15 protein-coding genes are annotated in these 16,666 nt (G+C 70.0%); 10 read left to right on the forward strand and 5 right to left on the reverse strand.

Annotated elements, in window-relative coordinates; genetic code table 11:
- Positions 1-4: 4 nt before the first annotated feature.
- Genes QGN30_RS11630 through QGN30_RS11640 form a run of 3 tightly spaced genes read right to left on the reverse strand, consistent with a single transcriptional unit; the run spans position 5 to position 1,579 of the window.
- Positions 5-436: a DUF4247 domain-containing protein gene (locus QGN30_RS11630; RefSeq protein WP_009955062.1), complete on the reverse strand. Its 432-nt coding sequence runs from the start codon at positions 434-436 to the stop codon at positions 5-7.
- The gene (locus QGN30_RS11635) at positions 433-948 is read right to left on the reverse strand and encodes a DUF2617 family protein (RefSeq protein ID WP_233042757.1); all 516 of its coding nucleotides are present in this window, start codon (positions 946-948) and stop codon (positions 433-435) included. Before QGN30_RS11635 ends, QGN30_RS11630 begins: the two co-directional genes overlap by 4 nt.
- A gap of 19 nt (positions 949-967) precedes the next feature.
- Positions 968-1,579, reverse strand: coding sequence for a DUF4178 domain-containing protein (locus tag QGN30_RS11640; RefSeq protein WP_009956149.1), 612 nt, complete (start codon positions 1,577-1,579; stop codon positions 968-970).
- 193 nt (positions 1,580-1,772) lie between these two features.
- Between QGN30_RS11640 and ruvC the strand changes: the two genes are divergently transcribed.
- From ruvC to QGN30_RS11670, 6 genes are all read left to right on the forward strand, one after another.
- Positions 1,773-2,327, forward strand: coding sequence for a crossover junction endodeoxyribonuclease RuvC (gene ruvC, locus QGN30_RS11645; protein ID WP_094081038.1), 555 nt, complete (start codon positions 1,773-1,775; stop codon positions 2,325-2,327).
- Entirely contained in the window at positions 2,324-2,923 is a 600-nt protein-coding gene (ruvA, locus tag QGN30_RS11650) for a Holliday junction branch migration protein RuvA (protein WP_014942508.1), read from the forward strand. The genes ruvC and ruvA overlap by 4 nt, the downstream gene beginning before the upstream one ends.
- Positions 2,924-2,975: 52 nt before the next feature.
- Positions 2,976-4,025, forward strand: coding sequence for a Holliday junction branch migration DNA helicase RuvB (ruvB, locus tag QGN30_RS11655; RefSeq protein ID WP_014712018.1), 1,050 nt, complete (start codon positions 2,976-2,978; stop codon positions 4,023-4,025).
- Between the two features lie 92 nt (positions 4,026-4,117).
- Positions 4,118-4,804 (forward strand): hypothetical protein, encoded by a 687-nt coding sequence (locus tag QGN30_RS11660; RefSeq protein ID WP_036459436.1) that lies wholly within the window; start codon positions 4,118-4,120, stop codon positions 4,802-4,804.
- A gap of 98 nt (positions 4,805-4,902) precedes the next feature.
- Positions 4,903-5,289 carry a DUF1304 domain-containing protein gene (locus tag QGN30_RS11665; protein ID WP_008258316.1) on the forward strand — a complete coding sequence of 129 codons (387 nt, stop codon included), beginning with the start codon at positions 4,903-4,905 and terminating at the stop codon, positions 5,287-5,289.
- A 129-nt stretch (positions 5,290-5,418) separates the two neighbouring features.
- Positions 5,419-6,111, forward strand: a complete 693-nt coding sequence (locus QGN30_RS11670) for a hypothetical protein (RefSeq protein ID WP_009953663.1) — start codon at positions 5,419-5,421, stop codon at positions 6,109-6,111.
- A 63-nt stretch (positions 6,112-6,174) separates the two neighbouring features.
- Here the strand turns inward: QGN30_RS11670 and car are convergent, their stop codons facing one another.
- Positions 6,175-9,699: a carboxylic acid reductase gene (gene car, locus QGN30_RS11675; protein WP_233042756.1), complete on the reverse strand. Its 3,525-nt coding sequence runs from the start codon at positions 9,697-9,699 to the stop codon at positions 6,175-6,177.
- Between the two features lie 139 nt (positions 9,700-9,838).
- On the reverse strand, positions 9,839-11,179 hold the full coding sequence (gabT, locus tag QGN30_RS11680) for a 4-aminobutyrate--2-oxoglutarate transaminase (protein WP_009953660.1): 1,341 nt from the start codon (positions 11,177-11,179) through the stop codon (positions 9,839-9,841).
- A 211-nt stretch (positions 11,180-11,390) separates the two neighbouring features.
- Between gabT and yajC the strand changes: the two genes are divergently transcribed.
- The 4 genes from yajC (at position 11,391) to QGN30_RS11700 (ending at position 16,662) form a co-directional block, all read left to right on the forward strand.
- Positions 11,391-11,717, forward strand: a complete 327-nt coding sequence (yajC, locus tag QGN30_RS11685; RefSeq protein WP_008258310.1) for a preprotein translocase subunit YajC — start codon at positions 11,391-11,393, stop codon at positions 11,715-11,717.
- A gap of 112 nt (positions 11,718-11,829) precedes the next feature.
- Positions 11,830-13,662 carry a protein translocase subunit SecD gene (gene secD, locus QGN30_RS11690; protein ID WP_095763473.1) on the forward strand — a complete coding sequence of 611 codons (1,833 nt, stop codon included), beginning with the start codon at positions 11,830-11,832 and terminating at the stop codon, positions 13,660-13,662.
- A 4-nt stretch (positions 13,663-13,666) separates the two neighbouring features.
- Entirely contained in the window at positions 13,667-14,965 is a 1,299-nt protein-coding gene (gene secF / locus QGN30_RS11695) for a protein translocase subunit SecF (protein WP_038538709.1), read from the forward strand.
- Positions 14,966-14,970: 5 nt separating this feature from the next.
- Complete coding sequence (locus QGN30_RS11700) at positions 14,971-16,662, forward strand: ABC transporter substrate-binding protein (protein WP_248923140.1); 1,692 nt, start codon at positions 14,971-14,973, stop codon at positions 16,660-16,662.
- The last annotated feature ends 4 nt before the right edge of the window (positions 16,663-16,666 follow it).

Consider the following 16,666-nt stretch of genomic DNA (forward strand, 5'->3'; position numbering starts at 1 on the left):
GCCATCACTTGGTTCCGCCCGGGCCGCCGGGGCTGCCTCCGGAACCGCCCGACGGGGAGCCGGGGGTGAATCCGGGACCGAGGAAGATGAACGCGCCGTGGCTGTAGCCGGCGCTCAGCGACTCGACGCGGATGCTGCACGGGTAGGTCCCGTCGGGGCCGACGATCACGATGTTGTTGGCGTAACGCAGGTATTCGGTGTTGCCGTTGTCGGCGCGCGCCTCGGGGTGCGCGTACGCGGCGAGCGTGTCGGCCGCCTGCCGTGGCGACCCGCTGCACTGGTAGCGCCTGCCGTTCACGTCGTGGGCGTACTCGTGATAGTGGCCCGCCACGTACGACGCGATGTTCTTCTGCAACAGGATGATTCCGGTGATCAGGCACACCACCGCGCCGGCCGCCAGCAGGCCGGAGATCACGAACAGGCGGGTCCGGCTCACGGTTGCCACCGGCTCGCCGTGTGAACCACCGTCCCGCCGGAGCCCGCGGGACGCCCCGGGTACAGATGCCATGTCCGCCAACGCCATCCGGCGCCGTCGGGCTCGGCGGCCAGCACGGTCAGCGCGGCGTCGTCGCCCGGGAACGTGCCGCCGAGCCAGCCCGCCTGGCGGGCGCAGCGGCCGCGCAGGTCGTGCGCGAGGCGGCGGAAGTCCGCCTCGTCGCGGACGCCGGTGCGCGATTGCAGGCGGTAGCCGGGCGCGTCGGTGCGCTCGGGCAGGTCGGCCCCGAGATTGCGTGCCGTGCAAGAGATTTCCTCGGAGAACCGGCCCGCGGCGTGCTCGACCGCGACGACGTGCGACGCGCCGAGCACCCCGAGCAGCAGCGCCCCGGCGCCGCAGGGATGGTCCAGGCGGCAGGTGGCCAGCGGTGCGGGGACCGGCGCGTTGAGCGCGAGCCCCAGCCGGTGCCCGGACACGTCCGCCGGGGTCACGGCGAGCTGATGAAGGGGCACCGGCCTGACCTCGCGCGCGCTAGGCGGGGCTGGGCGGGGGCGCCGCGTACACGGTGAGTTCGCCGGGCGACACGGCCTTGCCCGTCGACACCTCCCAGGGCATGTCCGGGGCCCAGCGCTCGAAGGAGAGCAGGACCGTCTCGTCCTCGTTGGTGCAGTCGACGAATTCCATCTCGCCGCCGGCCGGCAGCCCGGTGGTGCCTTCGGTCGTGTACGAGGCGCGGCCGCGTTCGGTCTCGTGAAACATCGCGCCGTCGACGACGTACGGGTCGCCGGGCCGCAGCGGGACGTCCTTGCGGGTGATCCACATCGCCAGTTCCAGCCGTCCGTCGTCCTCCTCGACGCTGAACCAGATCGGCTGGTCGCCGCCCTCGAGCAGGTGTTCCCACCAGACGAACGGTCCCTCGCGGAAGGTGACCGACCCGCGCACGATGTAGTCGGTGCCGCCGTAGCTGACGATGGCGCCGGGGCCCAGTTGGCGCGGCCCGAACTGCGGCATCGCGTCCGACGCGAGCGGATCCGGCCGCCCGGCGCGCTCGGCCGGCCGCTTGGGGCGGCGCAAAGCGATGACGAGCACCACGATGGACGCGATGAACAGCACGATGGCGAGCACGACCAGCAGAGATCCCACGCGCACCCTCCGTTGCCACGATGCTTGAGCGAACGTGGGCTAAAGCTAACAGCTTTTTCGCGGCACCGGCGCGGTAACCTCGCGGCCCGGGAATCGGCCCAGAATCGGTGACGCCGCCGCGTGTCGCAGCCGCGGCGCGTCGGTGCCGGCCGCTAGGGTATCGAACAGCTGTTCTACTAGGTGGGAGCGGGTAATGCGGGTGATGGGCGTCGACCCCGGCCTGACCCGGTGCGGGCTGTCGGTCGTCGAGAGTGGGCGCGGGCGCACCGTGGTCGCGCTCGACGTCGACGTGGTGCGCACGCCGTCGGACGCACCGCTCGCCGAGCGGCTGCTGACGATCAGTGACGCCGTCGAGCATTGGCTGGCCACGCATGAGCCCGACGTCATGGCCGTCGAGCGGGTCTTCTCCCAGCTGAACGTGTCGACGGTGATGGGCACGGCCCAGGCCGGTGGGGTGGTCGCGCTGGCGGCGGCCAGGCGCGGCATCGACGTGCACTTCCACACCCCCAGCGAGGTCAAGGCCGCGGTCACCGGCAACGGCGCGGCCGACAAGGCCCAGGTCACCGCGATGGTCACCAGAATCCTTGCGCTGCAGGCCAAACCGACACCGGCGGACGCCGCCGACGCGCTCGCGCTGGCGATCTGCCATTGCTGGCGGGCGCCGATGATCGCCCGGATGGCCGCCGCCGAGGCGCTGGCCGCCCAGCAGCGGCAGAAATACAAGGCCAAGCTCAAGGCCGCCCGATGATCGCCGCGGTGCGCGGCGAGGTGCTCGAGGTGGCGCTCGACCATGCGGTGATCGAGGCCGCCGGCGTCGGCTACCGGGTGAACGCGACGCCGTCGACGCTGTCCACGCTGCGGACCGGGACCGAGGCGCGGCTGATCACCGCGATGATCGTCCGCGAGGATTCGATGACGCTGTACGGCTTCACCGACACCGACACCCGCGACCTGTTTTTGACCCTGCTGTCGGTGTCGGGGGTCGGGCCCCGGCTGGCGATGGCGACCCTGGCCGTGCACGACGCCGGCGCGCTGCGCCAGGCGCTGCACGACGGTGACGTCGCCGCGCTGACCCGGGTGCCCGGGATCGGCAAACGCAGTGCCGAACGGATGGTCCTGGAGCTGCGGGACAAGGTGGGCGCCGCCGGTGCGGGCGCGGCCGCCGCGGGCGCCGCGCTCAACGGCCACGCGATCCGCGGGCCGGTGGTGGAGGCCCTGGTGGGCCTCGGGTTCGCCGTCAAGCAGGCCGAGGAAGCCACCGACAAGGTGCTGGCCGCCGAGCAGGACGCGACCACCTCCGGTGCGCTGCGCGCCGCCCTGTCGCTGCTGGGTAAGTCCCGATGACCCCCGCTGACGACGACGATGTAGAGCGCAGCGATGAGGAGGAGCGGCGCACATGACCGACGACGACTGGTCGGACCGCGACGTCTCCGGCGCGCTGGCGCCCGGCGAGGGCGACATCGACGTCAGCCTGCGGCCGCGCTCGCTGCGGGAGTTCATCGGCCAGCCGCGGGTGCGCGAACAGCTGCAGCTCGTCATCGAGGGCGCCAAAAACCGCGGCGGCACACCGGATCACATCCTGCTGTCCGGGCCGCCGGGGCTGGGCAAGACGTCGCTGGCCATGATCATCGCGGCCGAGCTCGGCTCCTCGCTGCGGCTGACGTCCGGCCCCGCGCTGGAACGCGCCGGCGACCTGGCGGCCATGCTGTCCAACCTGGTCGAGCACGACGTGTTGTTCATCGACGAGATCCACCGCATCGCGCGGCCCGCCGAGGAAATGCTCTACCTGGCCATGGAGGACTTCCGGGTCGACGTGGTCGTCGGCAAGGGCCCGGGCGCGACGTCGATCCCGCTGGAGGTGGCGCCGTTCACCCTGGTTGGCGCCACCACCCGGTCCGGCGCGCTGACCGGCCCGCTGCGCGATCGCTTCGGCTTCACCGCCCACATGGACTTCTACGAGCCCGCCGAGCTGGAACGGGTGCTGGCCCGCTCCGCCGGGATCCTGGGCATCGAACTCGGCGGCGACGCGGCCGAGGAGATCGCCCGCCGCTCGCGGGGCACGCCGCGGATCGCCAACCGGCTGTTGCGCCGGGTGCGGGACTTCGCCGAGGTGCGCGCCGACGGTGTGATCACCCGCGACGTCGCCAAGTCCGCGCTGGCGGTCTACGACGTCGACGAACTGGGACTGGACCGGCTGGACCGGGCCGTGCTCTCGGCGCTGACCCGCAGCTTCGGCGGCGGCCCGGTCGGGGTGTCGACGCTGGCGGTGGCGGTCGGCGAGGAGGCGACCACCGTCGAGGAGGTGTGCGAGCCGTTCCTGGTGCGCGCCGGCATGGTCGCCCGGACCCCGCGCGGCCGGGTGGCCACCGCCCAGGCGTGGACGCACCTGGGCATGGCGCCGCCGGCCGGGGCGGCCGGTCTCGGGCAGCCCGGCCTGTTCGAGTAGCCAGCAAACGATCGCGCGGGCCCCATCCGGTTACTTCGCGGCGCCGTGGGTAACCAACCTCACAACAATCACGCCTCGTGAAGGAGATTGAGATGAGGAACAGGCGCCACGACTACGAACGCCCTCGCGCGCTGTACATGCCGCGTACCCGCGGTGCGCTGACCGGGCTACTCCTGATTCTGTTGGGAGCTTGGGGTGCGCTGGTTCCGTTCTTCGGGCCCAACATCGACTGGGCCTACGCCACCGACCCGGCCTGGACCTGGACCGCGGCCAAAGGCTGGCTCGAGGTGCTTCCCGGGGTCGCCGCGGCGGTGGGTGGCCTGCTGGTGCTGCTCTCCGGCAACCGCGCGAACGCCGTGTTCGGCGGCTGGCTGGCGGTGCTGGGCGGCGCCTGGTTCGTCGTCGGCCGCGCGTTCGCGCCGACGCTGGGCATCGGGGACGTCGGCCAACCGGCGGCCGCGGCGGACCTGAAACGGGCCCTGCTCGAGGTCACCTACTTCACCGGCCTCGGCGCCCTGATCGTGTTCCTGGGTGGGGCGGCCGTGGCACGCCTGGCCGTTCGGCACGCGCGCGACGTCGTGGTGACCCAACCGGCGCCCGCGGCGGGCGATGCCGCCGTGCCGGCGGCCCAACCGGCCATGTACGACGAGACGGGCGGCATGGCGCCCGCACGGACGGACGCGGTGCCGGCCGACGCGGCACCCCGTGAGCGCGGCGGGCATGGCCTGTTCCACCGCCGCCCCGGCGGCCTGTTCCACCGCCACCACGCCGGCGTCTAGGACGGTAGCCGGCAACACGAACGGCACCGGCAGCCCTTGGCTGCCGGTGCCGCTTTGCGCGAAGGTAGTGCGAGCGACCGCGAGACGAGGAGGACGCGATGATCACAACCGCGCTGCTGTTCGCCGCGCTGGCGGCGTTACTGCACGTCTACATCTTCGTGATGGAATCGTTGACCTGGACCTCGCCGCGCACCCGCGCCACCTTCGGCACCACCCCCGCGGAAGCCGAAACCACGAAGCTGCTCGCCTTCAACCAAGGCTTCTACAACTTGTTCCTCGCTATCGTCACCGGCATCGGCATCGCCGTAATTGCGTTGGGGCACACCACCGTTGGCGCGGCGCTCGTTTTCGCCGGCATCGGATCGATGGCCGCGGCCGCGGTGGTGCTGCTGGTGTCCGCGCCCGACAAGGCCCGCGCCGCGCTCGCCCAGGGCACCTTTCCGGCGATGGCGATCGTGCTGCTGTTGCTCGGCCTTCAGCAGTAACACCAGTCCCACCAGCCTCAACAACCACGGCGCTCGGTTGGCTTCCGTTTGCCGCGTGGGTTACTAGTGGAAGTCGCCGGGTACCCATCTCGAGCCGGAAACAGGCCCGGTATTCAACGAGGGGATGTCATGAAATACGCAGAAGACGGCCGAACCAGCGCGCTGAGCATGCCGCGCTCGCGAGGCGCGGTCAGCGGATTGCTCCTGGTCATTCTGGGAGCCTGGGGGGCGTTAATACCGTTTGTCGGTCCACACTTCAACTTCGCCTACACGCCGGACCGAAACTGGGCGTGGAGCACGGCCCGGGGCTGGCTGGAAGTCGCGCCGGGCGCGGCCACCGCGCTGGGCGGCCTGCTGCTGATCGTTGCCGGCAACCGCGTCGCCGCGATGTTGGGCGGCTGGCTGGCCGTGCTGGCCGGCGCCTGGTTCGTGGTGGGCGGCGACGTCGCCCCGCTGCTGGGAATCGGCTCCGCCGGTGACCCGATAGCCGCGACCGACCGCAAGCGCGCGGTGCTCGAGGTCACCTACTTCTCGGGCCTGGGCGCGCTGATCATCTTCATCGGAGGTGTCGTGTTGGCGCGCACCGCCGTGCGCCTGGCGCGCGACGTGCAGCCGCTGGCGCCGGCCACCACGGGCACACCGACCGTTGAGCCGTATCGGGATTCGGTTTACGAGCAGCCAGCCGAGGTCTCCTCGGGTGCGCTGACCAAGCCGCGCGCGTCGTCTGACCCCGAACCAAAGCGGGGATGGCGCCGCCACCGGGCGGGCGCGGGATCAGGGGGCAACGCCGCATATCTGCGTTGGCCGCACCCGCAGCAGTAGTCGGCACACCGAAACAGGTCGCCCAGCCCCAAAAGGGCTGGGCGACTTGCTGTTTGGCTCACCTCAGAGGAGTCCGAGCAACTCCAGGTCGGTGATGTACTTGACGATCACCGGCGCCGAGACGTGCGGGATGTCTTTGTCGGGGCCGATTTTCGCTTCCTGCACCGCCGCACGGAACACGTCGGTGGGCGCCATCGAGCCGTTGATCGCCTTTTCCGGCTTTTGGTAGTTGTGCAGCAGCGGCAGCAGCGAGTACTGACGCTGCCGATCGGGCAGGGCCCGCAGCGAGGTCTCGAAGCGCCGCAGCCACTCGGAGTAATCGGCGATCCGCTCGATCGAATACCCGGCCTCGATCAGCCAATCGATGTACTCATCCAGCCCGATGCCGTCGTCGTAGGGGTTCATCACGTGGTAGGTCTGGAAGCCGGTGTCGCTGTCGGTGATTTGGGTCCCCAGCGTCGAGATCGCCGCGGCGATGAACTCGACCGGCAAACCGTCGTAGTGTGCCCGCTGGCGGTTGCCGTCGGTGTCCAGTTCGTAGAACGACCCGGGCGCGATACCGGTGGCGACCAGGCTCAGCATCAGCCGGGTGAACATGTCGGGCAGGTTGAGCTGCCCGGCATAGGTGGTGTCGGCCAGGATCATGTCGCAGCGGAACACCGTGACGGGCAGGCCGCACAGGTCGTGGGCCTCGCGCAGCAGCACCTCGCCGGCCCACTTGCTGTTGCCGTAGCCGTTGGCGTAGCCGTCGTTGATCTCGCGGGTGGCGCTGATCTGGCGGATGTCGGCGTTCTCGACGAACTCACCCGGCTGGATCTGATCGCCCACCCCGATCGTCGACACGTAGGTGTAGGGCTTTTGCCTGGAGGTCAGCGCGATCCGGATCAGTTCCGCGGTGCCCAGGGCGTTGGGGCCGAACAGCTCGCTGTAGGGCAGCACGTGGTTGACCAGCGCGGCGGGGTCGACGATGACGTCGACCTCCTCGGCCAGTCGCTGCCAGGTTTGGGGGTCCAGGCCGAGGTTGGCCTCACCCTTGTCGCCGGCGATGACCTCGAGGTGGTCGGCGGCCAGCCGCTGGTAGTGCGCCAGCAGTTTGGGGTCGCCGCTGTCGAAGGTCTTGTCCAGCCGGGCGCGCGCCTCCTCATCGGTGCGGGCCCGCACCAGGGCGATGACCTTGCCGTCGACCATGTCCATCCGCTCGAGCCAGTCCAGCGCCAGGTAGCGGCCCAAAAAGCCGGTCGCGCCGGTCAACAGCACGGTGCGCACCTCGGTGGCCGGGGTGGGCAGGCTCGGCGCGGCGGCCAGGGTCGCCTCGTCGAGGAACTTGTCCAGCGTGAGGTCACCGGCGTGCACCGTGGTGGCGCCGCGTCCGTGCACGGCGGCGAACGTCGGGCGCTTGGAGCCCTGCCGCTCGGCCTCGATGTAGGCGGCGATCCCCGCCAGGTCGTTGGCCGGGCTGACGATGACACCCACCGGCACGTCGACATCGAAGATCTCGCGCAGCAGATTGCCGAAGGTCAACGCCGACAACGAGTCTCCACCAAGATCGGTGAAGTGGGCATCTGCGGACAGATCCCCGGCCGTCGCACCCAGCAGGGCGGCCGCGGCCCGACTCACGGTCTGGGCCACCGGCGCCGCCGCGCCGCTGCGGCGCAGTTCGGCCAACTCGTTGGCCTGTCCCGCGGCCAGCTCGGCATACATCTGCTCGAGCCGATCCCCGTAGTGTGCCTTGAGCTTCGGCCACGCCAGCTTGCGGATCCCGGTCAGCAGACCGTTTTCCAGGGTGAACGGCGTGGTCTCGATGATGAAGTCGCGCGGCACCTCGTAGGACTGCAGGCCGGTCTCCTTGGCGACCTTCTGCAGCGAGTCGGCGATCTTCGCCTTGAGCGACTCAAGATCGTTGTCCGCCAACGCTTCCTCGGTCGGCACCACCACGGCCAGCAGGTAGGGCTGGGCGCTGTTGCCGTAAACGTAGATCTGGCGGATCAGCGGGCTGTTGCCGAACACCGCCTCCAGCTTGGCCAACGTGACGAACTCGCCCTGCGCGAGCTTGAGCACGTTGTTGCGGCGGTCGACATACACCAGCCGGTCCGGCGCGATCTCGGCGAACACGTCACCGGTGCGGTAATAACCGTCCTCGTCGAACACGTTCGCGGTGGTCTCGGCCCGCTTATAATAACCCGGGAACATGTTCTCGGTCCGCAGCAACAACTCACCGCGCGGATGCGGACGGTCGGTGCTGAAATAGCCCAGATCCGGAACGTCGACCAGCTTGTAGTCGATGACCGGCGGACGCTGAATCTCCCCGTCGAACAACACCATTCCGGCCTCGGTGGAGCCGTAGCCGTCCATCAGGTGCATCTGCAGCAGCGACTCGGCCCACGCCTTGAGCTCCGGCGAGGTGGGTGCCGAGCCCGTCATCGCGAAGATGAACCGCCCGCCCAGCAGGTACTGGCGCTGTTCTTCCAACACCGCAGCCTCGACAGTCTCGCGGGCCTCTGGGCCCGCATCGCCGTCGGCCAGCCGCCGCTCGACCTGGCGCTGGAATTCGCCATACAGCGTCTCCCAGATGCGGGGGACGAAGTTCATCTCGGTGGGCCGCACCAACTCGAGGTCCTCGAGCAGGGTGGACAGGTCGCTGCGGGCGGCGAAGTACGCGGTGCCGCCGTTGCCCAGCGTGCCGTAGAGGATTCCGCGCCCCATGACGTGGCTCATCGGCATGAAGTTGAGGGTGATCGACGCGGCGCTTTCCCCGAACCAGTTCTTGCTCCCGCGCCGCCACATCTTGCCGACGTTGCTCTGCGGGTACATCGCGCCCTTGGGCGCGCCGGTGCTGCCGGAGGTGTAGATCAGCAGGGCCAGCGAGTCCTCGTCGCTCGCCGGCAGCTCGACGGCCGGCAGGTCCTTGCCGCGCCGCAGCACGTCGGCGAGAGCCTCGACCGCGACGCCGGAGTCGGCCAACCGCGCGGCGGCGGCCTCCACGGCCTCGCGCTGGTCGTCGACCTGGGGCTGGTAGTCGAACACGACGAGCTTGCCGGGCACGTGGTCGCCGGCCAGGATCAGCTCCACCGCGTCGGGCAGCTGGTTGACGCTCGAGGCGATCAGGCTGGGCTCGGTCTCGGCGACGATCGGCTGCAACGAGGAGATCGCCGCGCTGGTCTGCAGCGGCACCGACACGGCCCCGATGGTGCCCAGCGCGATGTCGATGGTGGCGTAGTCAACGCTGTTGAAGCCGAGCACGCAGACGCGGTCGCCGGGGCGCACCGCGTCGCCGGCCCAGGCACGGCCGAGGGCCGAAACCCGTTCGCCGAGTTCGCCATACGTGATGGTCTCGAAACGGGGGAGCAGCTCGGCCGTCGTCCGCCCGGTCTTGGCGTCGGTGACGAACTCCACGACGCGCTGCGCCAGGGCAGGCCGGTCGGCGTAGCCGTCGAGCACGGTCCGGATGATCTGCGGCAGCCGCAGCCCGGGCGCTTCGGTGGCGGCGGTGATCGCCGGGTCCGGTCGGGCGGCGGCGAACTGGGGGTCGTTGGCGATGAGTTCCTCGATGCGACGGTCGAGGCGTTCGTCATGAATGGCAGTCGACATAAACAGATCCCTTGCGAATGAAAGATAGCGAGTCAATAAGCGCGTCGGCGCTGACACATAGAACGTTAGCTAAAGTAACGGTATTCCACCATGATACGGCCTATGGCGTGGTTGTGAGATTGCCCACGGGGGCGGGGCCTTACAGGTCGCGCAACAACCCGCTCAGGATGTCGATTCCCTCGGCCAGCAGCTCGTCGCCGATGGTCAGCGGCGGCAGCAGCCGGATGATGTTGCCGAACATGCCGCAGGTCAGGACGATGACGCCGGCGGCCTGGGCGGCGACGGTCAGCTTTTGGGTCAGTTCCTTGTCGGGCTCGGCGGTCCCCGACTTCACCAACTCGATCGCGATCATCGCGCCGCGGCCGCGGACGTCGCCGATCCGGTCGTCGCCGGCCTGCAGCCGCAGCAGCGGTTCGGTGATGAGCCGCTCCAGCTGCTGGGCCCGCTCGACCAGCCCGTCGCTCTCGATCGTCTCGATCGTGGCCAACGCCGCCGCGCAGGCCAGGGGGTTGCCGCCGAAGGTGCCGCCGAGGCCGCCGACGTGCGGCGCGTCCATGATGTTGGCCCGGCCGGTGACCGCCGACAGGGGAAGCCCGTCGGCGATCGCCTTGGCGGTGCAGATCAGGTCGGGCTCGATACCCTCGTGTTCGCAGGCGAACATGGCGCCCGAGCGCGCGAAACCGGTCTGCACCTCGTCGGCGATGAACACCACGTCGTTCCTGCGGCACCACTCCAGCAGGGTGGGCAGGAATCCCTCGGCCGGCACGATGAACCCGCCTTCGCCCTGGATCGGCTCGATCAGGAGGGCGGCCAGGTTGTCGGCGCCGATCTGGCTGTCGATGACCCGGATGGCCCGCGCGGCGGCCTTCTCGCCGTCGGTGGCCAGCTCCTTGTCGATCAGGCCGTCTCGATAGGGGTAGGACAGCGGCGCCCGGTAGACCTCCGGCGCGAACGGGCCGAAGCCGGCCTTGTAGGGCATGGACTTCGCGGTCAGCGCCATCGTCAGGTTGGTGCGGCCGTGGTAGGCGTGGTTGAACGCGACCACCGCGGACTTGCGCGTGTAGGCGCGCGCGACCTTGACGGCGTTCTCGACGGCCTCGGCGCCGGAATTGAACAGCACCGAGCGCTTCTCGCCGGAGCCCGGGGTGATCCGGTTGAGCGTCTCGGCCACCGCGACGTACGACTCGTACGGCGTCACCATGAAGCAGGTGTGGGTGAACTCGGCGACCTGCGCGCGCACCGCGTCGACCACCCGGGGCGCCGAGTTGCCGATGGTCGTCACCGCGATGCCGGAGCCGAGGTCGATGAGCCGGTTGCCGTCGACGTCCTCGATGATGCCGCCGCCGGCGCGAGCCACGAAGACCGGGACGGAGACGTTGACCGCGTGCGACACCGCCGCCGCCCGGCGCTTGCTCAGTTCCAGCGAGAGCGGGCCGGGGATCTCGGTGACCAGTTGGCGAGTCTGCTCGAGGCCGGCCACCACGTACTCCCTCCCGCGGCGCGCGTGTCACGCCACGTTGAAAGCCTATCGAGCTTGCCTCCGGCGGGCATCGGTCGCACCGCGGCGGCCGGTGACGGGCCGCGGCCTGCCAGACTGAACGGGCACACTGGACCGTGATGAGGTGCGCGGCGTCCGCGTCGCACCGGCACCCACCCCCGAAATCCGAAGAAAGAAAGACACAGGCGCGCCCATGGAGAGTTTGATCCTGTTCCTGCCGTTCCTGCTCATCATGGGCGGGTTCATGTATTTCGCGTCGCGGCGCCAGAAGCGCGCGATGCAGGCCACCATCGACCTGCACGAGTCGTTGAGCCCGGGCGACCGGGTGCACACCACGTCGGGCCTGCAGGCCACCGTCGTCGCGATCACCGACGACACCGTCGACCTCGAGATCTCCCCCGGCGTGGTGACCACCTGGATGAAGCTGGCGATCCGCGACCGCATCCTGCCCGACGACGACGAGGATCTGGTCGACGGGGACGAGCCCGCCGACGAGGGCTCGGTCGCCAAGGATTCCTGACGCCTAATACTTCGGGGGAGGGCGGCTTGCGCGACGGGCTCCTCGGGGCCACGTAGGCTTTTCTAGGCTCTGTCCGGGGTAAGTAACCGATTCTCGAGGAGATAGAAGGAACGTGGCATCGTCTTCGGCGCCGGTGCACCCTGCCCGCTACCTGTCGGTCTTCTTGGTGTTGCTCATCGGCGTCTACCTGCTGGTGTTCCTCACCGGCGACAAGCGCGCCGCCCCCAAGCTCGGGATCGACCTGCAGGGCGGCACCCGCGTCACGCTGACCGCGCGCACCCCGGACGGCTCGCGCCCCAGCCGCGAGGCGCTGGCGCAGGCGCAGCAGATCATCGGCGCCCGCGTCAACGGGCTCGGCGTGTCCGGCTCGGAGGTCGTCGTCGACGGCGACAACCTGATCATCACGGTCCCCGGCAACGACGGCAACGAGGCCCGCAACCTGGGCCAGACGGCCCGGCTGTACATCCGTCCGGTGCTCAACTCGATGCCGGCCCAAAGCGCCGAGCCCAAGCCCCCGGCGCACCAGCCTGCGCCCGGCCAGCCCGCCCCGGGGCAGCCCGCGCCCGCAGAACCCGCGCCCGCAGAACCCGGGCCCAGCGGCCAACCCGCGCCGGGCCAGCCGGCCCCGCCCCCGGCCGGACAGCCCGCGCCGGGAACCAAGCCGGGCGCCCAGCCCCGCCCCTACCCGCAGGACCCGCCGCCGGCGCCCAGCCCCGCGCCTCCCGCTCCGGCTCCCGGGGGCCCGGCGCCCGCGCCCGCCCCGGCCACCCCGGCCCCGGGGGCGCCGCCGGCCGAGCAGCCCGCGTCGCCGGATCCGCGCAAGGACCTCGCCGAGCGCATCGCCGACGAGAAGAAGTGGCGGCAGAGCACCCGGCAGGGCATCCAGTTCCTGGCCCTGCAGTTCCAGGCGACGCGCTGCGACAAAGAAGACATCCTGGCCGGCAACGACGACCCCACCCAGCCGCTGATCACCTGCTCGACCGACCACAAGGTGGCCTATCTGCTCGGTCCGTCCATCATCAGCGGTGACCAGATCCAGGACGCCACCTCGAGCCAGAACCAGCGTGGCATCGGCTACGTCGTCGACCTTCAGTTCAAGTCCGCGGCGGCCAACACCTGGGCGGACTTCACCGCCGCCCATATCGGCACCCAGACCGCGTTCACGCTGGACTCGCAGGTCGTCAGCGCCCCGATGATCCAAGAAGCCATCCCCGGCGGCCGCACCCAGATCAGCGGCGGCGACCCGCCGTTCACCGCGGCGACCGCCAAGCAGCTGGCCAACGTCCTGAAATACGGTTCGTTGCCGCTGTCGTTCGAATCTTCCGAGGCCCAAACCGTCTCGGCGACACTGGGTTTGACGTCGCTGCGCGCGGGGTTGATCGCCGGCGCGATCGGCTTGGTCCTGGTGCTGCTGTATTCGCTGCTCTACTACCGGGTGCTGGGACTGCTCACGGCGCTGTCGCTGGCCGCTTCCGGCGCAATGGTTTTCGCGATCCTGGTGATCCTGGGTCGCCAGATCAACTACACCCTCGACCTGGCGGGCATCGCCGGTCTGATCATCGGTATCGGCACCACCGCGGACTCGTTCGTCGTCTTCTTCGAACGCATCAAAGACGAGATCCGCGAAGGGCGTTCGTTCCGGTCGGCGGTCCCGCGAGGGTGGACGCGGGCGCGCAAGACGATCGTGTCGGGCAACGCGGTCACCTTCCTGGCCGCCGCGGTGCTCTACGCGCTGGCGATCGGCCAGGTGAAGGGCTTCGCATTCACGTTGGGCCTCACCACGATCCTGGACCTGGTGGTGGTGTTCCTGGTGACGTGGCCGCTGGTCTACCTGGCCTCCAAGTCACCGACGTTGGCGAAGCCCGCATATAACGGCCTGGGCGCAATCCAGCAGGTCGCCCGCGAACGCCGGGGTTCGTCGCAGGTCACGACGGGACGGGGATGACGTGATGGCCTCCAATGACGCGACCGAGATCACCGAAACCTCGGCAGGCACAACGGAATTGACCGCCAGCGCCGCCGGCACCGCCGGGGCGCCGCACCACAGCTTCCTGTCGCGCCTCTACACCGGCACCGGCGCGTTCGAGGTGGTCGGACGGCGGCGGCTGTGGTTCGGCATCAGCGGCGCGATCGTCGCGGTCGCGCTGCTGTCCATCGTGTTGCGGGGCTTCAGCTTCGGCATCGACTTCAACGGCGGTACCACGGTGTCGATGCCCGCCAACGGGACGCACGGCACGGTGCACACCTCCCAGGTCCAGGACGTGTTCCGCAAGACCCTCGGCAACGATGCGGAATCGGTGGTCGTCGTCGGCAACGGCGCGGCGGCGACCGTGCAGATTCGCTCCGAGACGCTGTCCAACGACCAGACGACCAAGCTGCGCAACGCGTTGTTCGACGCGTTCGGGCCCAAGGGACCCGACGGCAAGCCCAGCAAGCAGGCCATCAGCGACTCGGCGGTCTCCGAGACCTGGGGCGACCAGATCACCATGAAGGCGCTGTTCGCGCTGGTGGTGTTCCTGGCGCTGGTCGGCGTGTACATCACGGTCCGCTACGAGCGGTACATGACGCTGGCCGCGATCGCGGCGATGTTCTTCGACCTGGCCGTGACGGCCGGCGTGTACTCGCTGGTGGGTTTCGAGGTCACCCCGGCCACCGTCATCGGCCTGCTGACGATCCTCGGTTTCTCCCTCTACGACACCGTCATCGTGTTCGACAAGGTCGAGGAGAACACCCACGGCTTCCAGCACAAACCCAAGCGCACCTTCGCCGAAGAGGCCAACCTGGCGATCAACCAGACGTTCATGCGGTCCATCAACACCAGCCTGATCGGCGTGCTGCCGGTGCTGGCGCTGATGGTGGTGGCGGTGTGGCTGCTGGGTGTCGGCACCCTGAAGGACCTGGCGCTGGTGCAGTTGATCGGCATCATCGTCGGCACCTACTCCTCGATCTTCTTCGCCACGCCGCTGCTGGTCAGCATGCGGGAACGCACCGAGTTGGTGCGCACCCACACCCGCCGCGTCCTGCGGCGGCGCGCCGGCGGTGCGCGCGCGGGTGCCGAGAACGCGCCGGACGCCGACGACGTCGCCGACGTCCCCGACGAGGATGCCAAGGCCGACGCCGCCGAATCGGCGTCGAGGCCGTCGGGGCCGTCCAAGCCCGCGCCGAGCAAGCCTGCGCCGGGGGCCCGTCCCGTGCGGCCGACCGGGACTCGTCGTCCCACCGGCAAGCGGAACGTCGGCCGGCGGTAGACGCGATGGCCACCAGGTACCGGGGAACTGGGGCCGATGGCGCGCTAACCGGCCGGCACAACATCGCGCTGTGGATCAGCGCCGGGCTGGCGGTGGCGCTGGTCGCGGGTTTCGTGGTGACCGCGTGCGCCGGTAGCGCCGCCTCCGAGGTCGATTACGTGGTCGACGGCCCGCTGGGCACCTACAACACCAACACCGTCGCCGGCGCCGCCTCGGCCGGCGCGCAGGCCTTCGCCCGCACGCTCACCGGGTTCAGCTACCACGGGCCGGGCGGGCAGATCGTCGCCGACCGCGACTTCGGCACCGTTTCGGTGGTCGGCGGCACGCCGCTGGTGCTGGACTACCAGATCGCCGACAACGCCGTCTACTCCGACGGCAAGCCGTTGACCTGCGACGACATCGTGCTCGCGTGGGCGGCCCAGTCCGGCCGCTTCCCGGAATTCGATGCGGCCACTCAGGGCGGCTATATCGACATCGCCAACGTCGAGTGCATCCCCGGGCAGAAGAAGGCGCGGGTGTCGTTCGTCCCGGACCGGGGCGTCGTCGACTACAACCAGCTGTTCACCGCGACCTCGTTGATGCCCTCGCACGTCATCGCCGACCAGCTCAACGTCGACGTGACCGCGGCGCTGCTCAGCCACAACGCGCCGCTGGTGCAGCAGATCGCGAAGCTGTGGAACACGATCTGGGACCTCAAACCCGGTGTCGACCTCAAGCGCTTTCCGTCGTCGGGGCCCTACAAGATCGGGTCCGTCCTGGAGGGCGGGGCGGTGGTGCTCGTCGCCAACGACCGGTGGTGGGGGCCGCGGGCCATCACCAAGCGGATCACGGTGTGGCCGCAGGGGCCCGACATCCAGGACCGGGTCAACAACCGCACCGTCGACGTGGTCGACGTCGCCGCGGGCTCGTCGGGAACGCTGGCCACGCCCGACAACTACGAGCGCTCGGATGCCCCGTCCGACGGCATCGAGCAGCTGTTCTTCGCCCCGCAGGGGCCGCTGGCGGCGCCCAAGGCGCGCCGGGCCGTCGCGCTGTGTACGCCGCGCGACGCGCTGGCCCACGACGCGGGGACGCCGATCGCCAATTCACGCCTCAACCCGGCCGGCGACGACGCCGTCACCGCGGCCGACGGGGCCGCCGAGGCCGGCCCGTTCGGCAAGGCGGATCCGGTCGCCGCGCGCAACGCGCTGGGCGGTGCGCCGCTGGCGGTGCGGATCGGCTACCAGGGGCCCAACGCGCGGCTCGCGGTCAACGTGGGCGTCATCACCAAATCGTGCGCCGCGGCCGGGATCACGGTCACCGGCGTCACGCTGGACAGCTCGGGCCCGCGGGCGTTGCGGGACGGGAAGATCGACGCGTTGCTGGCCAGCACGGGCGGCGCGACCGGCAGCGGTTCGACGGGGTCCTCGGCGCTGGATGCGTACGCCCTGCACACCGGCAACGGCAACAACCTGTCCGGATACAGCAATCCCCAGGTCGACAGCGCGATCGGGGCGCTGGCGGTGTCCGCCGACGCCGCCGAGCGCGTCAGGCTGCTGGCCGAAACCGCGCCGATCCTGTGGGGCGACATGCCCACCCTTCCGCTGTACCGGCAGCAGCGCACGTTGCTGATGTCCAAGAAGATGTACGCCGTGAGCAACAACCCGACCCGGTGGGGCGTGGGCTGGAACATGGACCGATGGGCCCTGGTGCAGTGAGGTT

Source organism: Mycobacterium sp. 3-98 (assembly GCF_035918355.1).
GTDB lineage: Bacteria > Actinomycetota > Actinomycetes > Mycobacteriales > Mycobacteriaceae > Mycobacterium > Mycobacterium intracellulare.